Origin of the sequence: Streptomyces sp. NPDC046931 (genome assembly GCF_040644655.1) — a bacterium.
Classification (GTDB): Bacteria; Actinomycetota; Actinomycetes; order Streptomycetales; family Streptomycetaceae; genus Streptomyces.
Genome location: NZ_JBEYWX010000001.1, coordinates 109,036 through 128,234, shown reverse-complemented (window position 1 = coordinate 128,234; position 19,199 = coordinate 109,036). Strand labels below are relative to the sequence as shown.

Here is a 19,199-nt window from a genome sequence, read left to right as displayed (position 1 = left end):
GCTGGGTGCCCCCGGCAGGGTTCGAACCTGCGCACACGGCTCCGGAGGCCTTGTGCTTCATCGGTTTCTCTGCTGGTCAGAGGGCCATCCAGGCCGGCGGATAGGTTTTCCGTCCGCGGATAGTCCGCGCTTGTACTCGCCCTCCGGGTCGGGGCCCCATCAGGCGTTGAGGCGTCCGGGTGCCTCACCAGGTGCGGACGTCGACTCAAGGCGCTCCGAGGCCTCGGCAGGTACCTTGCATCAAACCCACGCAGTTGCGTAACAGCAGCTTGGGAAGCTGCGGCACTGTAAGTCGACGCTCTGCTGCGTTGCGCTGCAGGAAGATGAGTGTGGGGTCTATCCGGTCGATCTCACCCGGCGGCGCTTCCCGGTAGCGCCAGGGCGACGCTTCACTAGAGGTTGTCCCGTATGCGGTGTGAGTTATCCAGTGACGGCCAGGTTGTGGAGCCGGGCGATGCCGAGCATCGCCTGATGAACGCCGTTGCCCTTGAGGCGGCAGTCCCGCAGGACCTTCCAGTTCTTCAACCGCGACAGGGCGTGTTCGACCCGGGCTCGCGCCCGGCGGTGGACGGCGTTCTCCGCTTCCTGCTGCGGGCTGAGGTGGGTCTGACCTCGCCGCTTGCGGTGTGGGATGAGAAGGCCGGTGCCCTGGTATCCGCCGTCGGCGATGGTCGGGGCTCCGCGGCAGGCCCGGTCCACGCCGGACTCGGTGAAGGCCCGGCAGTCGTTGCGGCTCCCCGGCAGCGGGAGGCCGATCGCGACGACCAGACGGCTGTTGGCGTCGATGACGACCTGGAGGTTGGTCGAGTACCGGTAGTTCTTGCTCGAGGCGGCGATGCTGCGGTCCCGCGTGGGCGCCAGGGTGCCGTCGACGATGTAGACGGTGTCCTTGCGCGGGCCGTCGGGCCGGCGAGATGGCCAGCAGGGATGCCAGGTGATGGAGGATCCGGTCGGCCGCAGACTTCGAGATCCCGAACAGCGGCGCCAACTGCCGCAATGTGAGGTTCGTCCGCCAGTACGTCGCCACCAGTACGTCGCCACCAGTAATACCCGATCCTACAGCGGCAGTCGTCAAGGACGACCCCGTTGGACATCGCCGCCACGGCGCCGCACCAGCACCACCAGCCTGGCGAACTGCACCTCGGTCAGCCCGGAGAACGGCTCGATCCACTTCGGATCATCCGCAGAGATCACCCCACCCATGCCCAGCCAACGCATCAACCGCCCCACCGGTTACGGGGCAACCTTTAGCTAGATCGTCCCCAGTTCATCGAGCCACGCGAGCGTTGTGTCGACCTATGGCAAGGGCACCAGGTGCTGGCGTGTTCGTGTGACAGTGGGCAAGATCTTGGGGGCTTCGGCCACCGAAATTCGCGGCCTTTTACGCTTCCTCGTCCGAGGGTCAGTGGTTTGCGAATCCCCGTTCCAGCAGGCACCCAGCCTGGCTTTCCGGCCGCCTTCTCATCATTGGTCCGGCATGACATCCATCAATACTCCCTCCTGACGGTGGAGTAGAGCGGAGCATGCCTCAACTGCAGCGTAGCCGAGACGCTGTCAGGCCGTGTGGCGGTTGGTGACACCACACACCCCCAGGGCCAACCAGCCTTTTTGCAGGCGCCAGTTGACCCCGTCGCAACGTTGCGGCAAGCTTGCGCCACCGTCAGTACTGGAGAGGGCTTAGCGATCATGCATGCAGTTAGTGGGGTTCAGCTCGGGCATCGACTGGCCCAGCTGCGGGAGCAGGCTGGAATGAAGCAGGCCGAGCTCGCTCGCCAGATCACTTGGAGTCAAGCAGTGCTCTCGCGTGTTGAGGCAGGTGAGAGGCCGGTCTCAGATGATGAGCTCGGAGTGATCTTGAAGGCTATCGGCACCGATGATGCTGCCGAACTAGCCACCATCCTCGAGCGGGAGTGGAAGTTTCTCCCCGCGCCAACACTTGATCACCCGGACCATCATCTGCTCTGGCGCGCTGAGGAGATGACGGCTGCTTTGGTTGAAGCGGGGAGCTCTTCCGGCGTGGCGCCTGCATTTCGGGCAAGGCTGGAGGAATCTCAAAAAGAAATTGCAGTACTGGCCGACCAACTGATTCGGCGCGATCACCAAATTGCCTTTATTGGTGGCATCGGTATCGGAAAATCCACGGTAATCTGTCGAGCGACGGGTCTCGAGACTTGTGGTGTACAGGGCAAAGTTGAGCCCGTACCTGTACTTGAGGTTGGCGCCGGGGGAAGCACCGTGTGCGAAGTCCACCTGAGCCGTGGTCCTAGGTTCGGCATCGTTGTGGAGCCGCGAAGTCATGATGATATCCGCTCTGACGTGCAGGATTTTGTGGATCAAATCATGCAGACGGGACAGATTGTGCCCGGAGACGACGGTAGCGCGACTGTTCCTCGCGAGATTGAGCGAGCGATCAGGAACATGGCGGGGCTAACGCAGAAACGCAGAAAGAATGGCGACGGAAAAACCGTAGTTACGGACCCAGCCAAGGAACTTGCCGCTACTTTCCCGCAACGGCGTGATTTTGTCGTGGAGGTACTAAACCGAATGGGCTTGCATCGTCGCGATCGACGAGACGAGTGGCACGGCCCTGAGCTCACTGATAGCCCGCTGGAGTGGATGCGGTCCACCTTTGCGCGGATCAATAACGGTCGTCACCCGGAATTCTCTCTGCCGGCACGGATTGATTTGATCGTCCCCGAGATTCTTGAGACTGAGGACCTCGAAGTTAGTGTTATTGATACTCGAGGCATTGATCACCTCTCGGTCCGCGCTGATCTCGAGGATCTACTGGAGGATCCGCATACGGTATCTATTCTCTGCTCCGGATTCAACGACGCCCCATCGGGGCCCGTGCAGCACCTCCTCCAGCGTGCCCGCGATATCTACAATAAGCAGATCGACTTCAACGCTGGCATTCTCGTCCTAGCCCGGCCTGACGAAGCATTGGCTGTCAAGGATGAAGCCGGGTTTCAAGTCGAGACCACGGAGGAAGGGTACGAACTAAAGAACGAGCAGTTGCGTAACGCGCTTACACCCTATCGGCTCGACGAGCTCCCGACCTTCTTCTTTAATGTGCGCGAAGACGATCCTGAAGGTCTCCGTGCTTTCCTACGTGATCGGGTGAGACAAACGCGCAGCCGATTCCACCGTCAGCTGAGCGATGTGTTGAGTCGAACCCAGCACCTTCTGGACAATGCTGAACGGGAGCAAGTTCAGGCGGTCCAACGGGAAGTCGGGAAGGACCTTAACAGCTGGATCGCACTCCACCGAGAGCTGCCGCCAACTATTGGGCATATCCATGACACACTTCTGCACGAAATCGACCACTCGCACCCGAGCACAGTCAATGCGGCCGTTCGGAGAGAGGGCGAGTGGCGGTCACTCAGCTACACGCACCAACTTGGTCACGGCGCACGGAAGACCGCAGTGGCGGCCCTTCAGAAGTGGATCTTCGTCTTTGAAGATCTGTGCCGTGCACTTTCTGATTCAAGGCCGGAGGCGAAGGACCTCTTGTCTCAGGCAAGCCATCTCATGGCCACCGCCTACGACGATCTACTACGCAAAGTGCAGCTGGCCGGCCTGACCTATTATCGCGACCAACTTCGTGAAGATTCGGATTTCTGGAGCAACAACGTCGATGAGTGGGGCCGTGGATCAGGCTATCTGAACCGTATTCTGCGCCGAAACCAGGAGTGGTTTCAGCAGCCTGAGCGACGTGACCTCGAAGCGGAACTCAAGACTGCAATCGAGCGAGAGTGGGACACAGTGCTCAGGCGCGTTGCAGCAATCTTTGAGTAAGCGTAGTAGGGGCACCGCCGCTTTCTTTCCCTATGCTGGTTACTGATGACGGCCAGGTGACTTCCAGCCCGAGGTAGATACCTGACCGTCGGCTGGCTGCTGAGTCGGCCGAAGGTGCCGCTGACTGAGATCTCAGCGCGCGTGTCGGCCTAGAAAAGATACATATCGGCGAGCAAATTGGAAGGCCCGTGGGCTTCTACTCGTCGCAGATCTAGGGGGATCACCAATGTCCAGCTCCATGAAGGACACGGCCGACCTGTCCCAGGACGGTTCGGAGTCAGCCGCTGTCGGTTTGACAGTTTCTACGGTCTTTAACAGCATCCACCGCGCGCCCTCGATCGCGGCTTCCGCATCTGGGGGCTGCGCTGCTGATACTCCAGGTGCTGTCCGTCTCCTGTGGCTCAGGCACATTGATCGTGATGGCACGATTGCCGAAGCAGATGAGGAGACTGATGTCTGGCGTACAGACATCTCGGATCGACATCATCTTAGAGTTGGCGACATTCTTCTCTCTGAAGTCGTCACAGGCCGCCCCAAGGCAGCCGTTGTGCAAGAATATGATCTGCCGGCAGCAGCGGTAGGCAGCATCCTCGTTCTGCGTCCCGCCACCGTCCTGCCGCCGGAGCATGTGCGACTCATCTTGGCATTTCTACGTTCATCCACTGTTGCTGCTCAGGCCCGTGGCGCTTTCGGCCGCATGCGTCTGAGTAAGAGCGACCTCAATTCCTTGGTATTGCCTGAGGTCGATGAGGCTCTGTCTACCGCGCTTGATGAACTGGATACGGCTCGCCGTCAAATGAGCGGTTGGAGCACCGAGGCCGCTAGCCTTGCAGAGACGGTCTTCGATAGGGGTGCTAACACATCTGTAGCCAGGCAGTCGATCATCGGGGCAGGCCAGGTGACGCGCCTTCGAGCTGAGGCGGCCGCCCAACTGGATGATTTCAGATACATCGTCCGTACTCGTTTCCCGTACCCTATCGCGCTGCGATGGCGGGAAGCCGAAGCCAGGATGAGCACGGACGACCTGGCACACGCTTACGATGCCGTTCTCGAAGCAGCTGAAATCTTGTTGGGCTACAGCGCATTGCTTACAGCGGCGCTCGCGCACAGCGCATCCATCGAACTCTCCTCGGTAGCTGCGATACGCACAAAGCTTAATGCCAACACGGGTGGACCGGGGCTGGGAGAGTGGACTGCAGTGCTGCAGGAGATCGCCGGGGCCAGGAAACGTCGCACCCTGAGTAAGGACCATCCCCTACACGAACTGGGGAGCCTTCTGGGATCAGAAGATGCCAAAAACGCCCGCAAACGCATTGCAGGACGACGGAATGCCGAAGCACACCTACGTCCCGTCGACCCTGTCGACCTTCCAGTTGCGCTGCAGGAGACCTTTGACGATCTTCGGCTTCTGGCGAACCGTGCTCGTTTCCTAGCTGACTGGTCCCTCATGCAGGTGACGTCTGTAGCCTGGGACTCATTTCGCGGAAAGGCCTCTCTTAGTGTCCGGCGCCTTATGGGCGATCATCCCGTGGTACCTACCTCAACAATGACGTACCTAAGCAGTGCAGTGGAGAAGGGAAGTCTCTATCTTGCAGATCGTGACCACCGCTTGTATCTGCTCCGACCTTTCCTCACAGGCCAGGTCTGCCCTACCTGCCGGACCTGGTCGACTTTCCATGTTGACAAGGTAGAGGGCGAACTTGTGCTGAAGAGCCTTGAACACGGCCATTGCTTTCCTTGCAGCACAGGTACAGAAATCCTTCAACAGGCCGGCCTGCTTTAGACCATTGCTACGCTCCGAGCCCCTGCTACACGACTAGCCGCACACACTGCTCCGTCGACGGAGTAGGCGTCCTCGACTCGTCTTATGGTGTGTGGCAGGGAGCTGCGCGTGGTGAGCGAGGTACTCGTGGCCAATCTGGTGGGTGGCGACCTCGCGGAGGCGTTTTCGGTGGGTTCCGCCGGCAGGGCTTGTGATGGTCAGGTCGTCGGCGACGGTCAGTATGCCGAGGTCAAAGAGCACGTGATGGTTGGGGCACAGGCGCAAAACGTTGGCGGCGATGTCGGGGCCGGAGTGCGGGCGACCGAGGGGCTTGATGTGGGCGGCTTCGGCGTAGGCCCCGGTCGGGGCGGGCAGGCGGATGTCGCAGACCTGGGAGGTGTAGTCGTGGGCGCGCTTGACGAAGTCCGCGACCGCGGTGCTGCGTACGATGCGCTGGGTGGTGACCGTGGCGCGTTGATGCTTCAGTTCAGTTCGACCGGCGCGTCGGAGTGCCAGTGACGGGTCGTGGTGTGAGGGATCAGGGTCCGTCACATGGAATCGCGAGAGTCCGGCTGCCGGACGAGGCGGCGTCCGGCCCCTTCGCAGCCGGGGATCGCCCATAGACTCGGCTGCATGCGTTCCTATCTGCTAGTTCTTGGAGAGCGTGAGGCCGTCGCCTGGGTCCTGCGCCACCAGCGAATGGCCTTTCCTGTGCGCCGGCGGACCGAAGTGCAACGACTGGGGCCCGGGGATGAACTGTTGATCTACACGACGCGCGGCTGCTGGCACCGTCCCAGGCGCGACCGTGGGCGGATCATCGGTCGCGCGTACGTCAGCTCCCCAGTGACGCCTCTGGACGAACCAGTGGAAGTCGCGGGCCGTTCGTTCACGTCCGGCTGCGATCTCAGCGTACGAACGCTGACCCCGTATCTCACGGGTGTGGAACTGGCCCCCTTGATCGGCCACCTCGCAGCCTTCCCTGGGAAAGCAGCTTGGAGTGTCCGACTCCGACGGCCTCTGTTGGAACTGTCTCCTGTCGACGCCACGTTGGTGCGCGACCGGCTAGCTCAGCACGAGATGCCCGCCGCCGAGCAGCTCTCCATTTACTTGGAGAACATCAGACCCATCGTGACGGGAGGATCCCGTCAGAGTTAACGCTGGAGCCTTGAAAGTCTTTCTCAATGTTCACGCGCTCTGGCCGCAGCTCTTGTCCGCCCTCGAGGTACTTCGCGGCGGCCTGGTTCCAAATCTCGGATGCGTTGGGCCAGGCGAGGATAGTATGCCCGATAGTCTCGTCCGGAAGTGGAGCGCGAAGTCTTGCAGCTCGTCCTCTTGCAAGCTGATCCTTGCCAGATGCCCAAAGATGAGCTGTTCACCGTCGAAGGGGTACAGCACCTTGTCGCCCTTGGCCTCATTCGGGGCCCAGTCGAGCGCGAGTAGATGCCCAATGAACGTTTGATCCGCAGCCCTTCCTGGATCTCACGTATGGAGGCGTGCAGCGGAGATTCGCCGGTCTCCCGGTTTTGGGCCCGCACTACGGCGCAGAGGCACCCTTGACCAACGTCAATGAGGGTTATTGCGTTGGTGGAGTTGCGACGTCGGACCTCTCGCATCGTTCTGGCGGCGCGGGTTACCAGAGGATCTACTTGAGTCTGTCTGCTACTGCCTTGAAGTGCCGCTGGGCTTCGCCCAAGTCGTCCGCTATACGAAGCGCAATGTCACGAGGCGCCTCGAAATCCACGAGGTCGGGCTTGATGTGGGCGTACAGGTTGAGATTAGTGTCGGTTTGGTCTAGGAGTTCGGCTGCATCGTAGGGGCGGAAGCGGTCCGATTCCGTACGGGCTGAGAAGCCGCCCTCAGGCCGGTATGCGGTGAGGAAGTCGTCGAAGTCGGACTCTGTGACTGGATTTCCGGTGTCGGTGTGGTGGGCGTCGCTGCGGGCGTCGTAAACCCATAGGGTGCGGGTGGCCGGCTCGCCGCTCGGGCTGGGTGCGGCCTTCGTGAAGAAGAGGACGTTCGCCTTCACGCCCTTGCGGTGGAATAGGCCAGTAGGTAGCCGCAGAAGGGTGTGCACGTCGCAGTTCTGGAGGAGGCGCCTGCGGATCGTCGCCACGGAGTTGCCACCGAAAAGCACGCCGTCGGGAAGGAATACGGCTGCGCGTGCGCCGATGGGCAGAGTGATGGCGATGTGTTGGAGGAAGTTGGTAGGGAAGTCGCTGAAGGCCCAGAAGTCCGTTCGCAGATCGGAATTCGGTGGGGTGCTGGTGCTTTTGAACGGCGGGTTGCAGATGGCTGCGGTCGGGACGGCCGTGCTGTCGGAACGGCGCACGGGCACGCCCTGCGCTAGTAGAGAGTCGCCTTGACGGACGGGGGCCCGCTCACTGAACGGTCGGCCGGTGCTGAGTAGAATATTCATGGTGGCCAGGCGGCACATCTGCGCGTCCAGGTCGGCTCCGGCGATGGAAGCCGGACCCATCGCACCCTCCTGGGATGCCATTACCCGCTGTGCTGCGATCAGGGTGCTGCCGGTACCGCAGGCCGGGTCGATCACTATGTCACCAGGGCGTACGTCGAGTGCCCTGGCCACTACCGTCAGAATGGGGCGCGCGGTTAGGGTCTGACCGGTGTGGATCTTCGCATCGATGTCGCTGCGGCAGTCCTGGAGCAGCAGATCGAAGGCGCGGCCGAGTTCGGGGCGGCGAACCGAGCTCCAGTGATACGGAGCGATCTCCTCGACGATCAGGCTGGACAGCTCGGCCATCCTCTCGACGTTCCACGGCTGAGCATCGCGGAAGAGGACGCTTGCGGTCTCCCGTTCGGGGGCGTCTTGCGGCGCAGGCATGCCTAGATCGTCCATCAGGCCACGCAGGGCGAAGTGGAGGTCGTCGCCGCTCAAGCCAGCAAGCCGGGACCAAGCACCAGCCGGCGCAACGGGCTTGACGCTCAGCCGCCCGCCCCTCTGGGCGCGCTCGTGGTCGAGCTTAAGGAAGAGCAGGTATGCGATGTGCTCGACAAAGCCGAGCCGGGTGACCGCGCGGGTGCTCGTGCGCTCGCGGTAGAACTTCCAGAGGCGGGTCGCGATCTCCTCAGCTGTCCATTCTCTTTCCGGCCGGACCGTTCCTGCTGCGCTGCCGTGCCCGTTGGTCATTCCCGCCCCAGTGCGTCGTGATCCCCGAGCGAGCTCCGGCCCGCACGGGGAGACGGGGCTAGCGCTCTTGAATTTGGCTTTTTTCGGTGTAGTTGACCTCGCCCGAGTCGGTGGGGTCCGGCGGTCCCTGCTTTAGGGCACGGGCCACCGCGGTGAACTCGGCCAGCGCGACCTCCAGGTCGTCCACGATCTCCTGGGCGATCACGTCAGGGGACGCGAGCGTCGAGGAAGCACTGGAGTTGGACTGAAGGACCGTCAAGTCGAGATTGACCCTGTCACGAGCGATCAGATCATCGTAACTGTACGGTCGGAAGCGGTCCGATTCTTTGCGTGCAAAGTGATCACCGCCACCGGAGTGGAAGCATCGCACAAAGTCATCCAAATGCTCACGACGCAGAGGGCGTTGCTTGAGCGTGAAGCGCTGATCAGTGCGGAAGTCATACACCCACAGGCTCTTGGTAGCCGGTCGCCCGCCTGAGCGGGGCCCAGTCTTGTTGAAGAACAGGACGTTGGCCTTGACGCCGTTGGCGTAGAAGATGCCGGTGGGAAGGCGCAGTAGGGTGTGGACGTCGCAGGTCTCCAGGAGGCGGCGGCGAATCTCGGCGCCAGCGCCGCCCTCGAACAGGACGTTGTCCGGGAGGACAATGGCCGCCCGGCCGTTCGTCTTTAGCAGGTTGTAGATGTGCTGGACGAAGTTGAGCTGCTTGTTCGTGGTCTGCGCCCAGAAATCCGTGCGCGAGACGTACGACTCCCCGGTGACCGAGCCGACGCCGAAGGGAGGGTTGGCCAACACGATGTCGTAGAACCGCTGCGGGGGCTTGGCCAGGGAGTCCTTGATGGTGATCAGCGGCTTGGCCTCGGAGGTGCCGATGCCATGCAGCAGCATGTTCATGAGTGCCAGGCGCGCGGTCTCGCGAACGAGCTCGTAGCCGCTGATGGCACCGGTCTGGAGCTTGCGGCCTTCGTCGCCGTACAGCTTGTCCTCGTAGCGCTCGACGAGGTGGGCATGTGCGGCGATCAGGAATCCGCCGGTGCCGCAGGCGGGGTCGGTGATCGTCTCGCCGAGCTGGGGCTGGATGCAGTCGACCATGGCGTCGATCAGTGGACGGGGAGTGAAGTACTGACCCGCACCCGTTTTGCGGTCCTCAGCGCCACGCTGAAGAAGCCCTTCGTAGGCATCGCCCTTGAGATCTTGCTTCTCAGTGGTCCACCTGTGAGGGTTAATGAGATCCTTGATCAGCCGCTCGAGGACAGCGGGCTCATGGATCTTGTTCTGGGCCTTGGTGAACACCTCCCCAAGCATCGTGCCGGGTCGATTTCCAAGGTCCTTCAGGATGAACTCGTAGTGGTCGACAAGTGCCTCGGCGGATCGGGTCATCAGGCTGGCCCAGTCCCGGCCGGGCGGGACAAGGGGTACTTCTGGCTCATTGGTCCGAAAGCGACCGGAACGCCTGGACCGTTCGTCCGCCATCTTCAGGAAGAGCAGATACGTGAGCTGCTCAACGTAGTCGAGCGTAGACACGCCGCTGTGGCGGAGCAGTTCGCAGTAGGACCAGAGGCGGTTGACCAGAGTGCTGGTGCTTTCGCCCGCGGCCGGAGCGGGCTTGCTGGCCTGGGTGTTGGAGGTGCTGGTGCTCACTGGGGAAGTTCTTCCTGGCCGCGTGGGGCCGACTTGCGTGGGGCGCGCCGCTGGCGGGGCATGCGCTTGAGGGCCGGAGTGTTGGAGCGCCCGGCACGGATACGATCGAGGAGGACTGAGGCGGACTGGTCGTCCGGGTCCTGGGGGACGAGTTGACCGGCGAACGCAGCGGCGAGGAGGGAACCGCGGAGCTCGGCGGCCTGCTCTACGAGGGACGTGACGCTCTCACTAAGATCGGCAAAGCTACCGAGCGCCCTGGATAGCGACCCGCAGATCGCTTCCTGGACCTCGCGGGGAGGGACGGGGATCGGAAGTTCCCTGCAGGTGGAGAGAGCAATGTTGAACTGACCTGCAGTGGCGCGAGCGGTCTTGGTTAGGAGGCCGATCACGTAAGGGGACCGCAAGACGAAGCGCAGCCACTCGGGAGAGAGCTCCGGCCCAGCCCGGAAGGCGACAATCGCCTGATTAATGTTCCATTCAGGGTGTTCCTTGGGTACCACGGCTGTCTTTCCCAGCGGCGGTCCAACAATGTTGGTGAGTACATCACCAGGAAAGGCGCGGGACTTCTTTAGCTGTCCTTCATGGGTTTCACGGTCGATGAACGTGGGGCGAATAGTGAAGTCGACTTCCCCTTGCTTCGTGATGTTGTACACCTTCAAGAAGGGAACGTCCCCGAAGTTATCGTGCATTAGGGAAGCTTCAGGTGTGGAGCCGGAGGTGATAACAGTGCATACGTCCTTGGCTACACGCCAATTCCATCCTTCTGGCAGTGCGCGGAGCGCAGTGTAGTCGATCTTCTTACTTGACTTCGACTGGATGTCGTGGAGGCTGCCCGGATGGCATTCATGAGCAAGGCCGAGAATAGCCCGGTCCAGCAAGCTGTCGTTCAATGACTGCTGACGACCTATGGCAGCTGCGATCGATGCCTCGCCAGCTTCGATGTGGGCGATCTGTCGGTCGAGTTCGGCGACGATGCGGTGCTGCTCCGCAAGGGGGGGCAGCAAGATCGGAAAGTCTGAGAATTGTTCCCAATGCGCCCGCGGTCTGTCGCCAGTTGGATTCTTAGACATGACATAATGGACGAAGTCCGGGCTCAGTAGGCGGTGGAGCAGGAAGCGGGAATTTACCGCCTCGCTGGGCGGGAAAACGATGAATTCTCCCGAGCAGATGCCCTCGAAATCGGCAATCGTTACTTTGTTGAGGTAAGGTCGTAGCCTGCCGTAAAGCAGGTAGCCGCGGTGCACCACTGGTGATGCGCTTCGAATATCGCCAGCGCGCCCGTAACCGATGATGCGGCCTGTGTGGGGCTCGACGTTGTCCATGCCGAGGTATAGGGAGCTGTCCTTCGAGGTCGGCTTGTAACGCTCCGATACAGGGGCGATTAGTTCACCGAGCGTGGCCCGCGCCCACCCCACCGGCAGTCCCCCCCAGGGCTCGCCAGCAATGCCCACCCCGCCAGCCTCTGTCACGCGCTCAGCTCCTGGTCCAGTTCGTCGAGTATTTCCTCGGCCCGTTTCGCGCCGAATTCAGCGAGAAAGCCGTCCACTCCGTTACGTGTGCTGAACGGCGGGTAGTCGAGGTCGGCGGCATCGAAGCGTACACGCTCGCCGGTCGCCGCAGCGATCCGCTCCAGCCACCACAGCTGCGCGTCGCTGAAATCTGCGCCAGCCTGACGCTGCCGTTCCAGCCACGCGACGAAGCGTTCCTGGACCGTGATCCCGTACGGTTGGGGTTTGGGCGCGCCGCGTTCCGCGCCGCCGGCGAGTTCGTAGCGGAGGAGCGCGATGAGGTCTGCTACCTGGCGCTTGGTGCCGGGGGATGCGACTGCCTCGCCGAGAGTTTCGTATGCCTTCCATAGCCGGTCCGGCGTCCAGGCTCGTGGCGGGCGGGCGATGGAGCGACTCAGGTCCTTGAGTCGGTCGTAGGCCTGGCGTGGGCTGAGCCCAGGAGCCGGCCCACCGCTGTAGGCAATGGTGAGTGCGGCGATCTCGTCGCGATGCTCGTCGATGTACTTGCGCCAGCTGGTCACTGTGGAGCGTGCCGTGCCCTCGTCATCGACTACCGCGCCCGCATGCACCACACGGTCCCGGCTGTTCTCGTCGTAGAGGATGTCTTTGGCGCGTCGCATTTCAAGGAGTCGTGATCGCAGCTCGGGGCGGGAGGCCAGGGGGATGAGTGAGTGCTGGATGAGATCGCGTACTGCCCTTTCCGGGTCTCGTCCGGCTCGTGCGGCGGCTTCCCGTGCGTCTGCCTGTTCGTCGGTGGACACAGCCTTCACCATTTCGTGGACGATGTGCTTAAGCGGGACGCCAGCTGTTAGCCGCTCGATTTCGGCACGTTCTTCGCCCGTCATCTGCAGGTCGAGTTTGGCGAGGCGGGAGGCAAGGGTGGAGACTTCCTCCTCCTCGATGGTGTGGGCGGCGGTCTTGTCGAGGAGTTTTGCCAGGCTGATCTGTGTGCCGTGGCGCTCCAGCGGGGCTGCGTCGATCTTCGGCTTCTTGGTGACGCCGACCGCATCGACGATCACGAAGCGGGTCTTGGGGCCTACCCCGGGAGTGACGCGTTCGAACTCGGTGAGAGAGAGCGTGCGGGCACCGCGCCCCTTCATCTGCTCGAAGTAGGCCCAGCTCTTGACATCTCGCAGGAAGAGTAGGCATTCGAGAGGTTTGACGTCCGTGCCCGTGGCGATCATGTCGACGGTGACTGCGATACGGAGTTGGGGCAGGTTGCGGAAATCCGAGAGGCGCTCGGCGGGTTTCTTGGCAGCGTGGGTGATCTTTGCGCAGAAGTCGTTGCCCTTGCCGAAGGCATCGCGGACGACCTCGACGATTTCTTCGGCGTGGTTGTCGTTCTTTGCGAAGACCAGTGTCTTGGGGACATACATTTCGTCCCATAGGATTTCGCCAGTCTCCGCGCTGCGCTTGAGGCGCTCGGGAAAGATTTCGGTGAATAGCTTCTCGCGGAAGGTGCTGATCACCGTGCGCAGCTGGTCCTTGCTGATGACGCGGACGCCTACTTCGTTGGCGCCGTATGCGAGGTCTTCGTCGAGGTCCTCGTAGCGCTGGCGTCGGGTGCGACGGTCGCGTACGGGGATAATGCCTTGGGCTATGACGCCGCCCTGGCCGGTGATCTGGGTCTCGATCTCGTACACCTGGAAGTCGACGTTGACGCCGTCGGCGACGGCCTCGGGGTAGGTGTACTCGCTGACCAGGTTGCCGTTGAAGTAGCCGAAGGTCTGCGCTACGGGGGTGGCGGTAAGGCCGACGATTGGGGCGTCAAAGTATTCCAGTACCGAGCGCCACTTGCCGTAGATGGAGCGGTGGCATTCGTCGACGACTACTAGGTCGAAGGATTCCGGGGGGATGCCGGGGTTGTAGCCCACGGTGATGTCGCCGGGGATGTCATAGGGCAGATCTGCCTCGTCGCCTTCGCCTTCGGGGACCGCGTTGGGCAGGGACTGGCCTGTCAGTTCCATGTACAGGCGCTGGACCGTGGAGATCACGACCTTCGCCGAGGCGTTCATGCCGTCTGCGCCCAGACGCTGCACGTTGTATAGCTCGGCGAACTTCCGGCCCGTGTCCGGGGTGGTGTAGTTCTCGAACTCAGCCAGGGCCTGTGCACCCAGATTGTTGCGGTCCACTAGGAACAAGACGCGCTCTGCGCGCGCGTGCTTGAGCATGCGGTACGAGAACGTCACCGCGGTGAATGTCTTGCCGGCGCCGGTTGCCATCTGGACCAGGGATCGACTCTGTCCTATGCCTTGCTGGCCCTTGCCCCGGGATACGGAGTCCTCGACGCCGCGCACGGCGTCGATCTGGGCGGGGCGCAGATCGCGTACATCGAGCTCTGGCAGGCGGGTAAGCAGCCGGGCCCGGTAGCTGGGGGCTTGGGGGTCCTCGTCTGCCTGGTGCATCCAGCGCGCCAGGGTGCGCGGCTGGTGGAAGGAGAAGATCCGGCGGGTCCGCGAGTTCGGGTCGAGGGCGTTACGGAAGCGCGTCTCACCGCCGTCGCTGACGTATCGAAATGGCAGCGGGGTGCGCCAGGCGGCGTTACGTTCCTGTGCTGAGGTGAGGTTGTCTGCGTAACCATTGGCTTGTGATTCAGCGGCCGAAAGGTCGGCGCCCTCGCGCTTGGCCTCGATGACGCCGGCCAGCTTACGGTCGACGTACAGCATGTAGTCGGCACGACCTTTGGCCGTGGTGACCTCACGCACGGCGACGCCGTTTCCCCGGTAGTCACCGAGCGCGTAGAGGTTGAGTTCGCTGCGGTCCTGGACGTGCCAGCCCGCCTCAGTCAGCATCTGGTCCAGGCGGGCACGCACCTGCACCTCAGTGAGGGGTTCACGGGCGGCTGCCTCGGCGTTGTCCAGTAGTCGGGCGCGCTCGGCGACAGCCGCGGAGGCGGCGGCGCTGCTGCGCTTGTCGGCAGCTCGTTGTCCAGCCCGGGCCTGGTCAAAGCTGGACTGGAGGCCCTTGAGTTGGTCCTGCATGGCGGCGACCATGCGCGCCATCTCGGCTTGCTCGGCCCTGGCCCGGGTAAGTTCAGCTTCCGCTGCGGCACGGGCTGCCGCTTCGGCCTGGGCCTGAGACTCTTGGGCTTGGTAGGTGAGACGGGCCTCCTCCAGAGCCTTCTTGGCGCTCATGACCTCGGCGCGGAGCTGCTGGTTCGCAACGTCCGTTTCCCGGGTAGGCGAAGGGGGCACGAAGGCGATCTGCTCGCGGGAGTTCGTCAGCAGTCGGTGGTACCAGACGCCGAGCCGGAAGCAGGTGCGCAGAGCACGGAAGGCGTCGTGCGCGTCGTCGTGATGCCCGTGGTTGGCGTTGTTGCCAAGTGTGCGTACTTCATGGAATGCCGGGCCTACGTTCCCGTGGAGGTAGCCCTCTCGGTCAAGCGCCTGGAGTCGGTCGATCTGACGGTCGCCATTGACCTGCACGCGACCTCGACGCACAAGGTCCGCTGCCAGTGTCTCGGCGAACTGGCGGGACTTGATCAGAGACGTGTTCGGGTCATCGAACACGTTACTTTCAGCGCTGGCGCCGTACGCGACGAGTAGCGGCAGGTGTGGCAGTAGGAATCCGAAGTTACGTGACTGTTGGGCGAGCTTTGTCAGCTTTGGATCCGGGGATGACGCCATGCCGCCTGTGGTCATGAAAGGCTACCGTTCTCTATCACCCTGGAACTGATGGAACCGGAGTGTACCCGTGAGCTCGGCGGCGCTTAATGGGAAGTCAAGAACCGTCGGGGGTGATCGGTAGCTGGTGTAGCGATCACCCCTTCTCGCAGACCGGTGCGACAGAACAGGCCCATGGTTCTGACCAGTTCAGAAGTCGTAGGGGTCTGTCATCGCCGGTCACACTCGGTCGACCTCCCACGGCCCAGGGACGGTCCAGCCGGCCCAGGTCCCACGAGGTCTCGGCCCTCCAAGCGTGCGAGGTCATGTCACTGACGTCCACGACGTTTCTTTGGCTGAGGCCTCGAAGCCTTAGACGTTACGTCGTGGGACCAGAGGGTCCCCATCGACAGCACCGGCGGCTTGCCGATCAACACCCGGCGCCTTCGACGCTTCGCCGGTTTAGGCGGCTGAGGAGCCACTTCCAACGGCACCTTTGGCTTGAGAGCCTGCAAGCAGGAAAGACACCACCACTTGCCGCCGAGAACGTTGGTGGCGCTGTAGGCGCACGTATGCGCCCTGCGACCTCCACTGTGGTTACCGCTGCATTGGCACTTCAAGATTCCCCCCAGGCCCGGGTACCTACGCCCCAACAGTGCCTTCCACTTGTACCACCGGGCAGGCAGATGCGGAGCGAGGTCGGCGGAGCGGTTTTTGGGCTGGAGCTGCCTTGGCGCGAGTGATCATGGCCCCTTACGCTGGCCCGCGGATCGGGCAGGCTTGTGGACCTGCCCGTTAGTGCCCGATGTGGGGCCGTGATCTTCGAGGCTCGCGCCAAGGTGGCTGCCTAAAAGCCGTGGAGCCGACCGCCCCAGCCACGACGTGTTCTGACCTCATGCCCGTGTGCCTGCCTCTTGGGCGGGAGCGGGCGGCTGGCGGTGCCGAGCGGGGCGGAGACATGAGCGCGGGCGCCGTCGGCCGCCCGCGCCCGCCCGGAGGAGCGAAGCGACGACGGGTGCTTGAACCCGTGAAGAAAGTTGTTACTCAGGATTCTGCGGAGACTTCTGCGGAGACTCGCCAAAGGGGCGCGTCGTATCGCTCCGGTCGGCTGTTGATGAGGAGCTGGCGCAGGTCGTCGCGTTGTGTGCCGTTGAGGTTCAGGGCCTCGGTGATGCGGCGGAACGTCGTGTGTGTGGCTCCCCGGGTTCGGGCTTCGGCCTCGAACTGGTCGAGTTGGGCCAATGTCGCCTTCGGGTCCAGCTTCGTCGGCGGCTGGTCCTTGAGCCACAGGGCTTTGTTGCGCTCGTAGTCGATCTCCGAGTAGCCGCAGATCTCGCGGCTGTGCGCCTCGACTTCCTCCAGGGTCTCGGTCGCCATGATGGCCTGGGCCAGCTGGTTCCGGCTGACTGCCTCGTCCAGGTCGACCTCGTGCACTGTCGGGCTCTCGTCCGTAAGCGGTACGGGGAGCCCTGCGTCTCGGATCTCGCAGGTGCCTCGGACGCCTCGGGCCGTCGCCGCGAGCACGCCGGTCGCCTCCGACGGGTGCCACTCCAGGACCGTGCTGATCGGCTCCACGTCCTTCGCGGTGAAGGTGTGAACAAGGGGGCCGAGCATGCCGCGCAGGGCTTCCGGCGGCAGTTCACCATCCAGGCCGGGGCCCGCAACCAGGAGCCGGACCGGTGCGTTCACCTGGCAGCAAGCGGCGAGGGTGAGGGCGTCGGCAAGCGGGCTCTTGAGTGTCGGCTCGTCGCCTCGAGCCAGGATGTCTCCGCCTACGTCCAGGAGATCGATCGACTGGGGAGCCAAGTGTTCCACCAACTCTTCCAGTTGGCGGGTGACGCCTTCCGCGCCCTGGTGCGGGTCGATCAACGCGAAGGTGTGCGGGAGCTCTGTTGCGAGCCGGGGGAGGGTCGAGCCAGCAGGGGCGATGGGGCGGGCCTTCGCCGGCACTGCCCATACAGCCGGGGTCATCCGCTTCAGGCCAGTGAAGTCGGAGGCTCCCCGCGGACCCGGTATCGGGTCGATCAGAAGGCGGTCCCACGCGTACGTGAGAATCACCGCCCGGTCCTCGGCGCCGTACAAGGCGACGTGAAGCATGGCGGCGGCGACTGCGTCGCCTCCTCCTCCTGCTGCGACGATCAACCGCGTCATGCGCTCAGGGTACGGGTTCATAGATTGGCCACTCAGCCTATAGTGGCTAGAGGCCATAGCCACTTTGACTAGGAGGGTCGATGCCTCAGATTGAGGAGGCTCAGCCGAAGTACCTCCAGATCGCGCACCATATCCGGGACCAGATCCTTCGGGGTGATCTGAGGCCGGGGGATGAGGTTCCCTCGGAGCGGCAGCTTGCCGCTGACTGGAACGTGTCCCGGCCGACCGCCGCCCGGTCCCTGGAGGCGCTGAGCCATCAGGGCCTGGTCGAGAAGCGTCAAGGGTCGGGCACCTACGTGCGGAGCCTGGAGGTCAACCGGCGCGCACGCGAGCTGTACGGACGGGCCCGGCAGACCGGGAAGATCTACACGGCCGGGGAGTACGCGGTGATCACCTCGGCCGGATGGCTGGAGGCGCCGGATCACGTTGCTGAGGCATTGGGCCTGGTCAAGGATCGTCGGGCCGTGCATCGCCGGCGTGTGACGAACAACCAGGACGGGCCTATCACCCTGTCGACCTCGTGGTTCGCCCCGGATGTCGGTCAGCGGGCTCCCAAGCTCATGGACCCTGAGCGGATCCAGGAGGGGACGCTGATGTACGTCGAGAGGATGACTGGGCGTCAAGGGAGCTATGCGGAGGACCGCATGTGCGCTCGGGCTGCTACCGATGAAGAGGCGGCCGACCTCGGGGTGGAGCCGGGGTCAGCGGTCCTGATCGTTCATCACGTCGTCTTCGACCTGCAGGATCGGCCGCTGGAGTTCGCCGAAGCCACCTATCCTCCGCACCGCTGGGCCTTCGAACAGGGCTATCCGCTCACCTGACAGTGCGACAGTTGCGTCGAACCGCTTGCACTCTCGAAGTGGCTAATGCCACTATCCAGGAAGTGGCTAAGGCCACTTTGACTGGAAGGGGCACGACGTGACGAGTCGGCGGCCGGATGAGGAGGCTCGCTTAGCTTGCCGAGGATGCCGGGGACGTGGCTGGAAGAGCGTCGGCTCCCGTACGGCGCTGGCGCTCTCCGTTGCCAACGACCGGCCCCGTGCCACGGCGAAGCGGCGCTGCCTCGACTGTGACGGCAGCGGCAAGGAGTGAGTGCACGGATGACCTTCGCAATCGATCGCTACTTCGGCCCCGGCTCAACGCGGCTCGGGGCAATGACCCTGCATCCGGCCCCGGAATCGGTGCCTCGCGCCCGGCGCTGGTTCCGGAGGTTCATCGCCCCCCATAACCCGATCTGCTCGGTTGACGACTGCACATTGATGATCTCGGAACTTGTGACCAACGCCGTCCTCTACGGTCGGTCGGATGAGCCGTGGTTGGTGCGTGTGGAGTGGTACCGAGAGGGGACCTCGCTGCGGGTGGAGGTACACAACCCGGGTTTCCCCGCCAACGTGCGCATGCGGCACCCGGAAGCGAACGACGCGCACGGGCGGGGGCTGCTCCTGGTCGACTCCATCGCCGACTCCTGGCACGCCGGCCCCAGTCGCCTCGGCGGAACGATGGTCTCCTTCGCCGTGGCCGATGCCTGGCCGCAGTGAGGGGGATGCACCCCGCTTCTACTGCCACAGTGGAAATGTCGCTAGTCTGGTTG

The 19,199-nt window shown here is 63.1% G+C and carries 10 protein-coding genes and 1 pseudogene; 4 read left to right on the top strand and 7 right to left on the bottom strand.

Annotation, left to right across the window (positions count from 1 at the left end):
- Positions 1-420: 420 nt before the first annotated feature.
- Positions 421-1,203: pseudogene (locus ABZ876_RS00565) on the bottom strand (transposase).
- Positions 1,204-1,686: 483 nt separating this feature from the next.
- On the opposite strand from ABZ876_RS00565, the gene ABZ876_RS00560 reads away from it, so the two are divergent.
- Together ABZ876_RS00560 and ABZ876_RS00555 are read left to right on the top strand one after the other, a co-directional pair.
- Positions 1,687-3,798, top strand: a complete 2,112-nt coding sequence (locus ABZ876_RS00560; protein ID WP_361773837.1) for a helix-turn-helix domain-containing protein — start codon at positions 1,687-1,689, stop codon at positions 3,796-3,798.
- A 238-nt stretch (positions 3,799-4,036) separates the two neighbouring features.
- Positions 4,037-5,581, top strand: a complete 1,545-nt coding sequence (locus tag ABZ876_RS00555) for a restriction endonuclease (RefSeq protein WP_361772266.1) — start codon at positions 4,037-4,039, stop codon at positions 5,579-5,581.
- 33 nt (positions 5,582-5,614) lie between these two features.
- Here the strand turns inward: ABZ876_RS00555 and ABZ876_RS00550 are convergent, their stop codons facing one another.
- The 6 genes from ABZ876_RS00550 to ABZ876_RS00525 form a co-directional block, all read right to left on the bottom strand.
- On the bottom strand, positions 5,615-6,181 hold the full coding sequence (locus ABZ876_RS00550; RefSeq protein ID WP_361772264.1) for an HNH endonuclease: 567 nt from the start codon (positions 6,179-6,181) through the stop codon (positions 5,615-5,617).
- A 1,021-nt stretch (positions 6,182-7,202) separates the two neighbouring features.
- Positions 7,203-8,708: an N-6 DNA methylase gene (locus ABZ876_RS00545; protein WP_361772262.1), complete on the bottom strand. Its 1,506-nt coding sequence runs from the start codon at positions 8,706-8,708 to the stop codon at positions 7,203-7,205.
- A 58-nt stretch (positions 8,709-8,766) separates the two neighbouring features.
- Positions 8,767-10,347, bottom strand: a complete 1,581-nt coding sequence (locus tag ABZ876_RS00540; RefSeq protein WP_361772260.1) for an N-6 DNA methylase — start codon at positions 10,345-10,347, stop codon at positions 8,767-8,769.
- On the bottom strand, positions 10,344-11,669 hold the full coding sequence (locus ABZ876_RS00535) for a restriction endonuclease subunit S (protein ID WP_361772258.1): 1,326 nt from the start codon (positions 11,667-11,669) through the stop codon (positions 10,344-10,346). The genes ABZ876_RS00540 and ABZ876_RS00535 overlap by 4 nt, the downstream gene beginning before the upstream one ends.
- A gap of 143 nt (positions 11,670-11,812) precedes the next feature.
- Positions 11,813-15,496, bottom strand: coding sequence for a DEAD/DEAH box helicase family protein (locus tag ABZ876_RS00530; protein WP_361772256.1), 3,684 nt, complete (start codon positions 15,494-15,496; stop codon positions 11,813-11,815).
- Between the two features lie 1,005 nt (positions 15,497-16,501).
- Positions 16,502-17,554, bottom strand: coding sequence for a DUF1152 domain-containing protein (locus ABZ876_RS00525; RefSeq protein WP_361773834.1), 1,053 nt, complete (start codon positions 17,552-17,554; stop codon positions 16,502-16,504).
- Between the two features lie 134 nt (positions 17,555-17,688).
- Between ABZ876_RS00525 and ABZ876_RS00520 the strand changes: the two genes are divergently transcribed.
- Positions 17,689-18,429: a GntR family transcriptional regulator gene (locus tag ABZ876_RS00520; protein WP_361772254.1), complete on the top strand. Its 741-nt coding sequence runs from the start codon at positions 17,689-17,691 to the stop codon at positions 18,427-18,429.
- A gap of 279 nt (positions 18,430-18,708) precedes the next feature.
- Positions 18,709-19,146: an ATP-binding protein gene (locus tag ABZ876_RS00515; protein ID WP_361772252.1), complete on the top strand. Its 438-nt coding sequence runs from the start codon at positions 18,709-18,711 to the stop codon at positions 19,144-19,146.
- Positions 19,147-19,199 lie beyond the last annotated feature (53 nt).

What these genes read in the sequence shown, in the direction of transcription:
- ABZ876_RS00530 (WP_361772256.1), bottom strand. Translation starts at nt 15,496, where the DNA reads ATGACCACAGGCGGCATGGCGTCATCCCCGGATCCAAAGCTGACAAAG.
- ABZ876_RS00555 (WP_361772266.1), top strand. Translation starts at nt 4,037, where the DNA reads ATGAAGGACACGGCCGACCTGTCCCAGGACGGTTCGGAGTCAGCCGCT.
- ABZ876_RS00545 (WP_361772262.1), bottom strand. Translation starts at nt 8,708, where the DNA reads ATGACCAACGGGCACGGCAGCGCAGCAGGAACGGTCCGGCCGGAAAGA.
- ABZ876_RS00560 (WP_361773837.1), top strand. Translation starts at nt 1,687, where the DNA reads ATGCATGCAGTTAGTGGGGTTCAGCTCGGGCATCGACTGGCCCAGCTG.
- ABZ876_RS00535 (WP_361772258.1), bottom strand. Translation starts at nt 11,669, where the DNA reads ATGGACAACGTCGAGCCCCACACAGGCCGCATCATCGGTTACGGGCGC.
- ABZ876_RS00550 (WP_361772264.1), bottom strand. Translation starts at nt 6,181, where the DNA reads ATGGGCGATCCCCGGCTGCGAAGGGGCCGGACGCCGCCTCGTCCGGCA.
- ABZ876_RS00520 (WP_361772254.1), top strand. Translation starts at nt 17,689, where the DNA reads ATGCCTCAGATTGAGGAGGCTCAGCCGAAGTACCTCCAGATCGCGCAC.
- ABZ876_RS00525 (WP_361773834.1), bottom strand. Translation starts at nt 17,554, where the DNA reads ATGCTTCACGTCGCCTTGTACGGCGCCGAGGACCGGGCGGTGATTCTC.
- ABZ876_RS00515 (WP_361772252.1), top strand. Translation starts at nt 18,709, where the DNA reads ATGACCTTCGCAATCGATCGCTACTTCGGCCCCGGCTCAACGCGGCTC.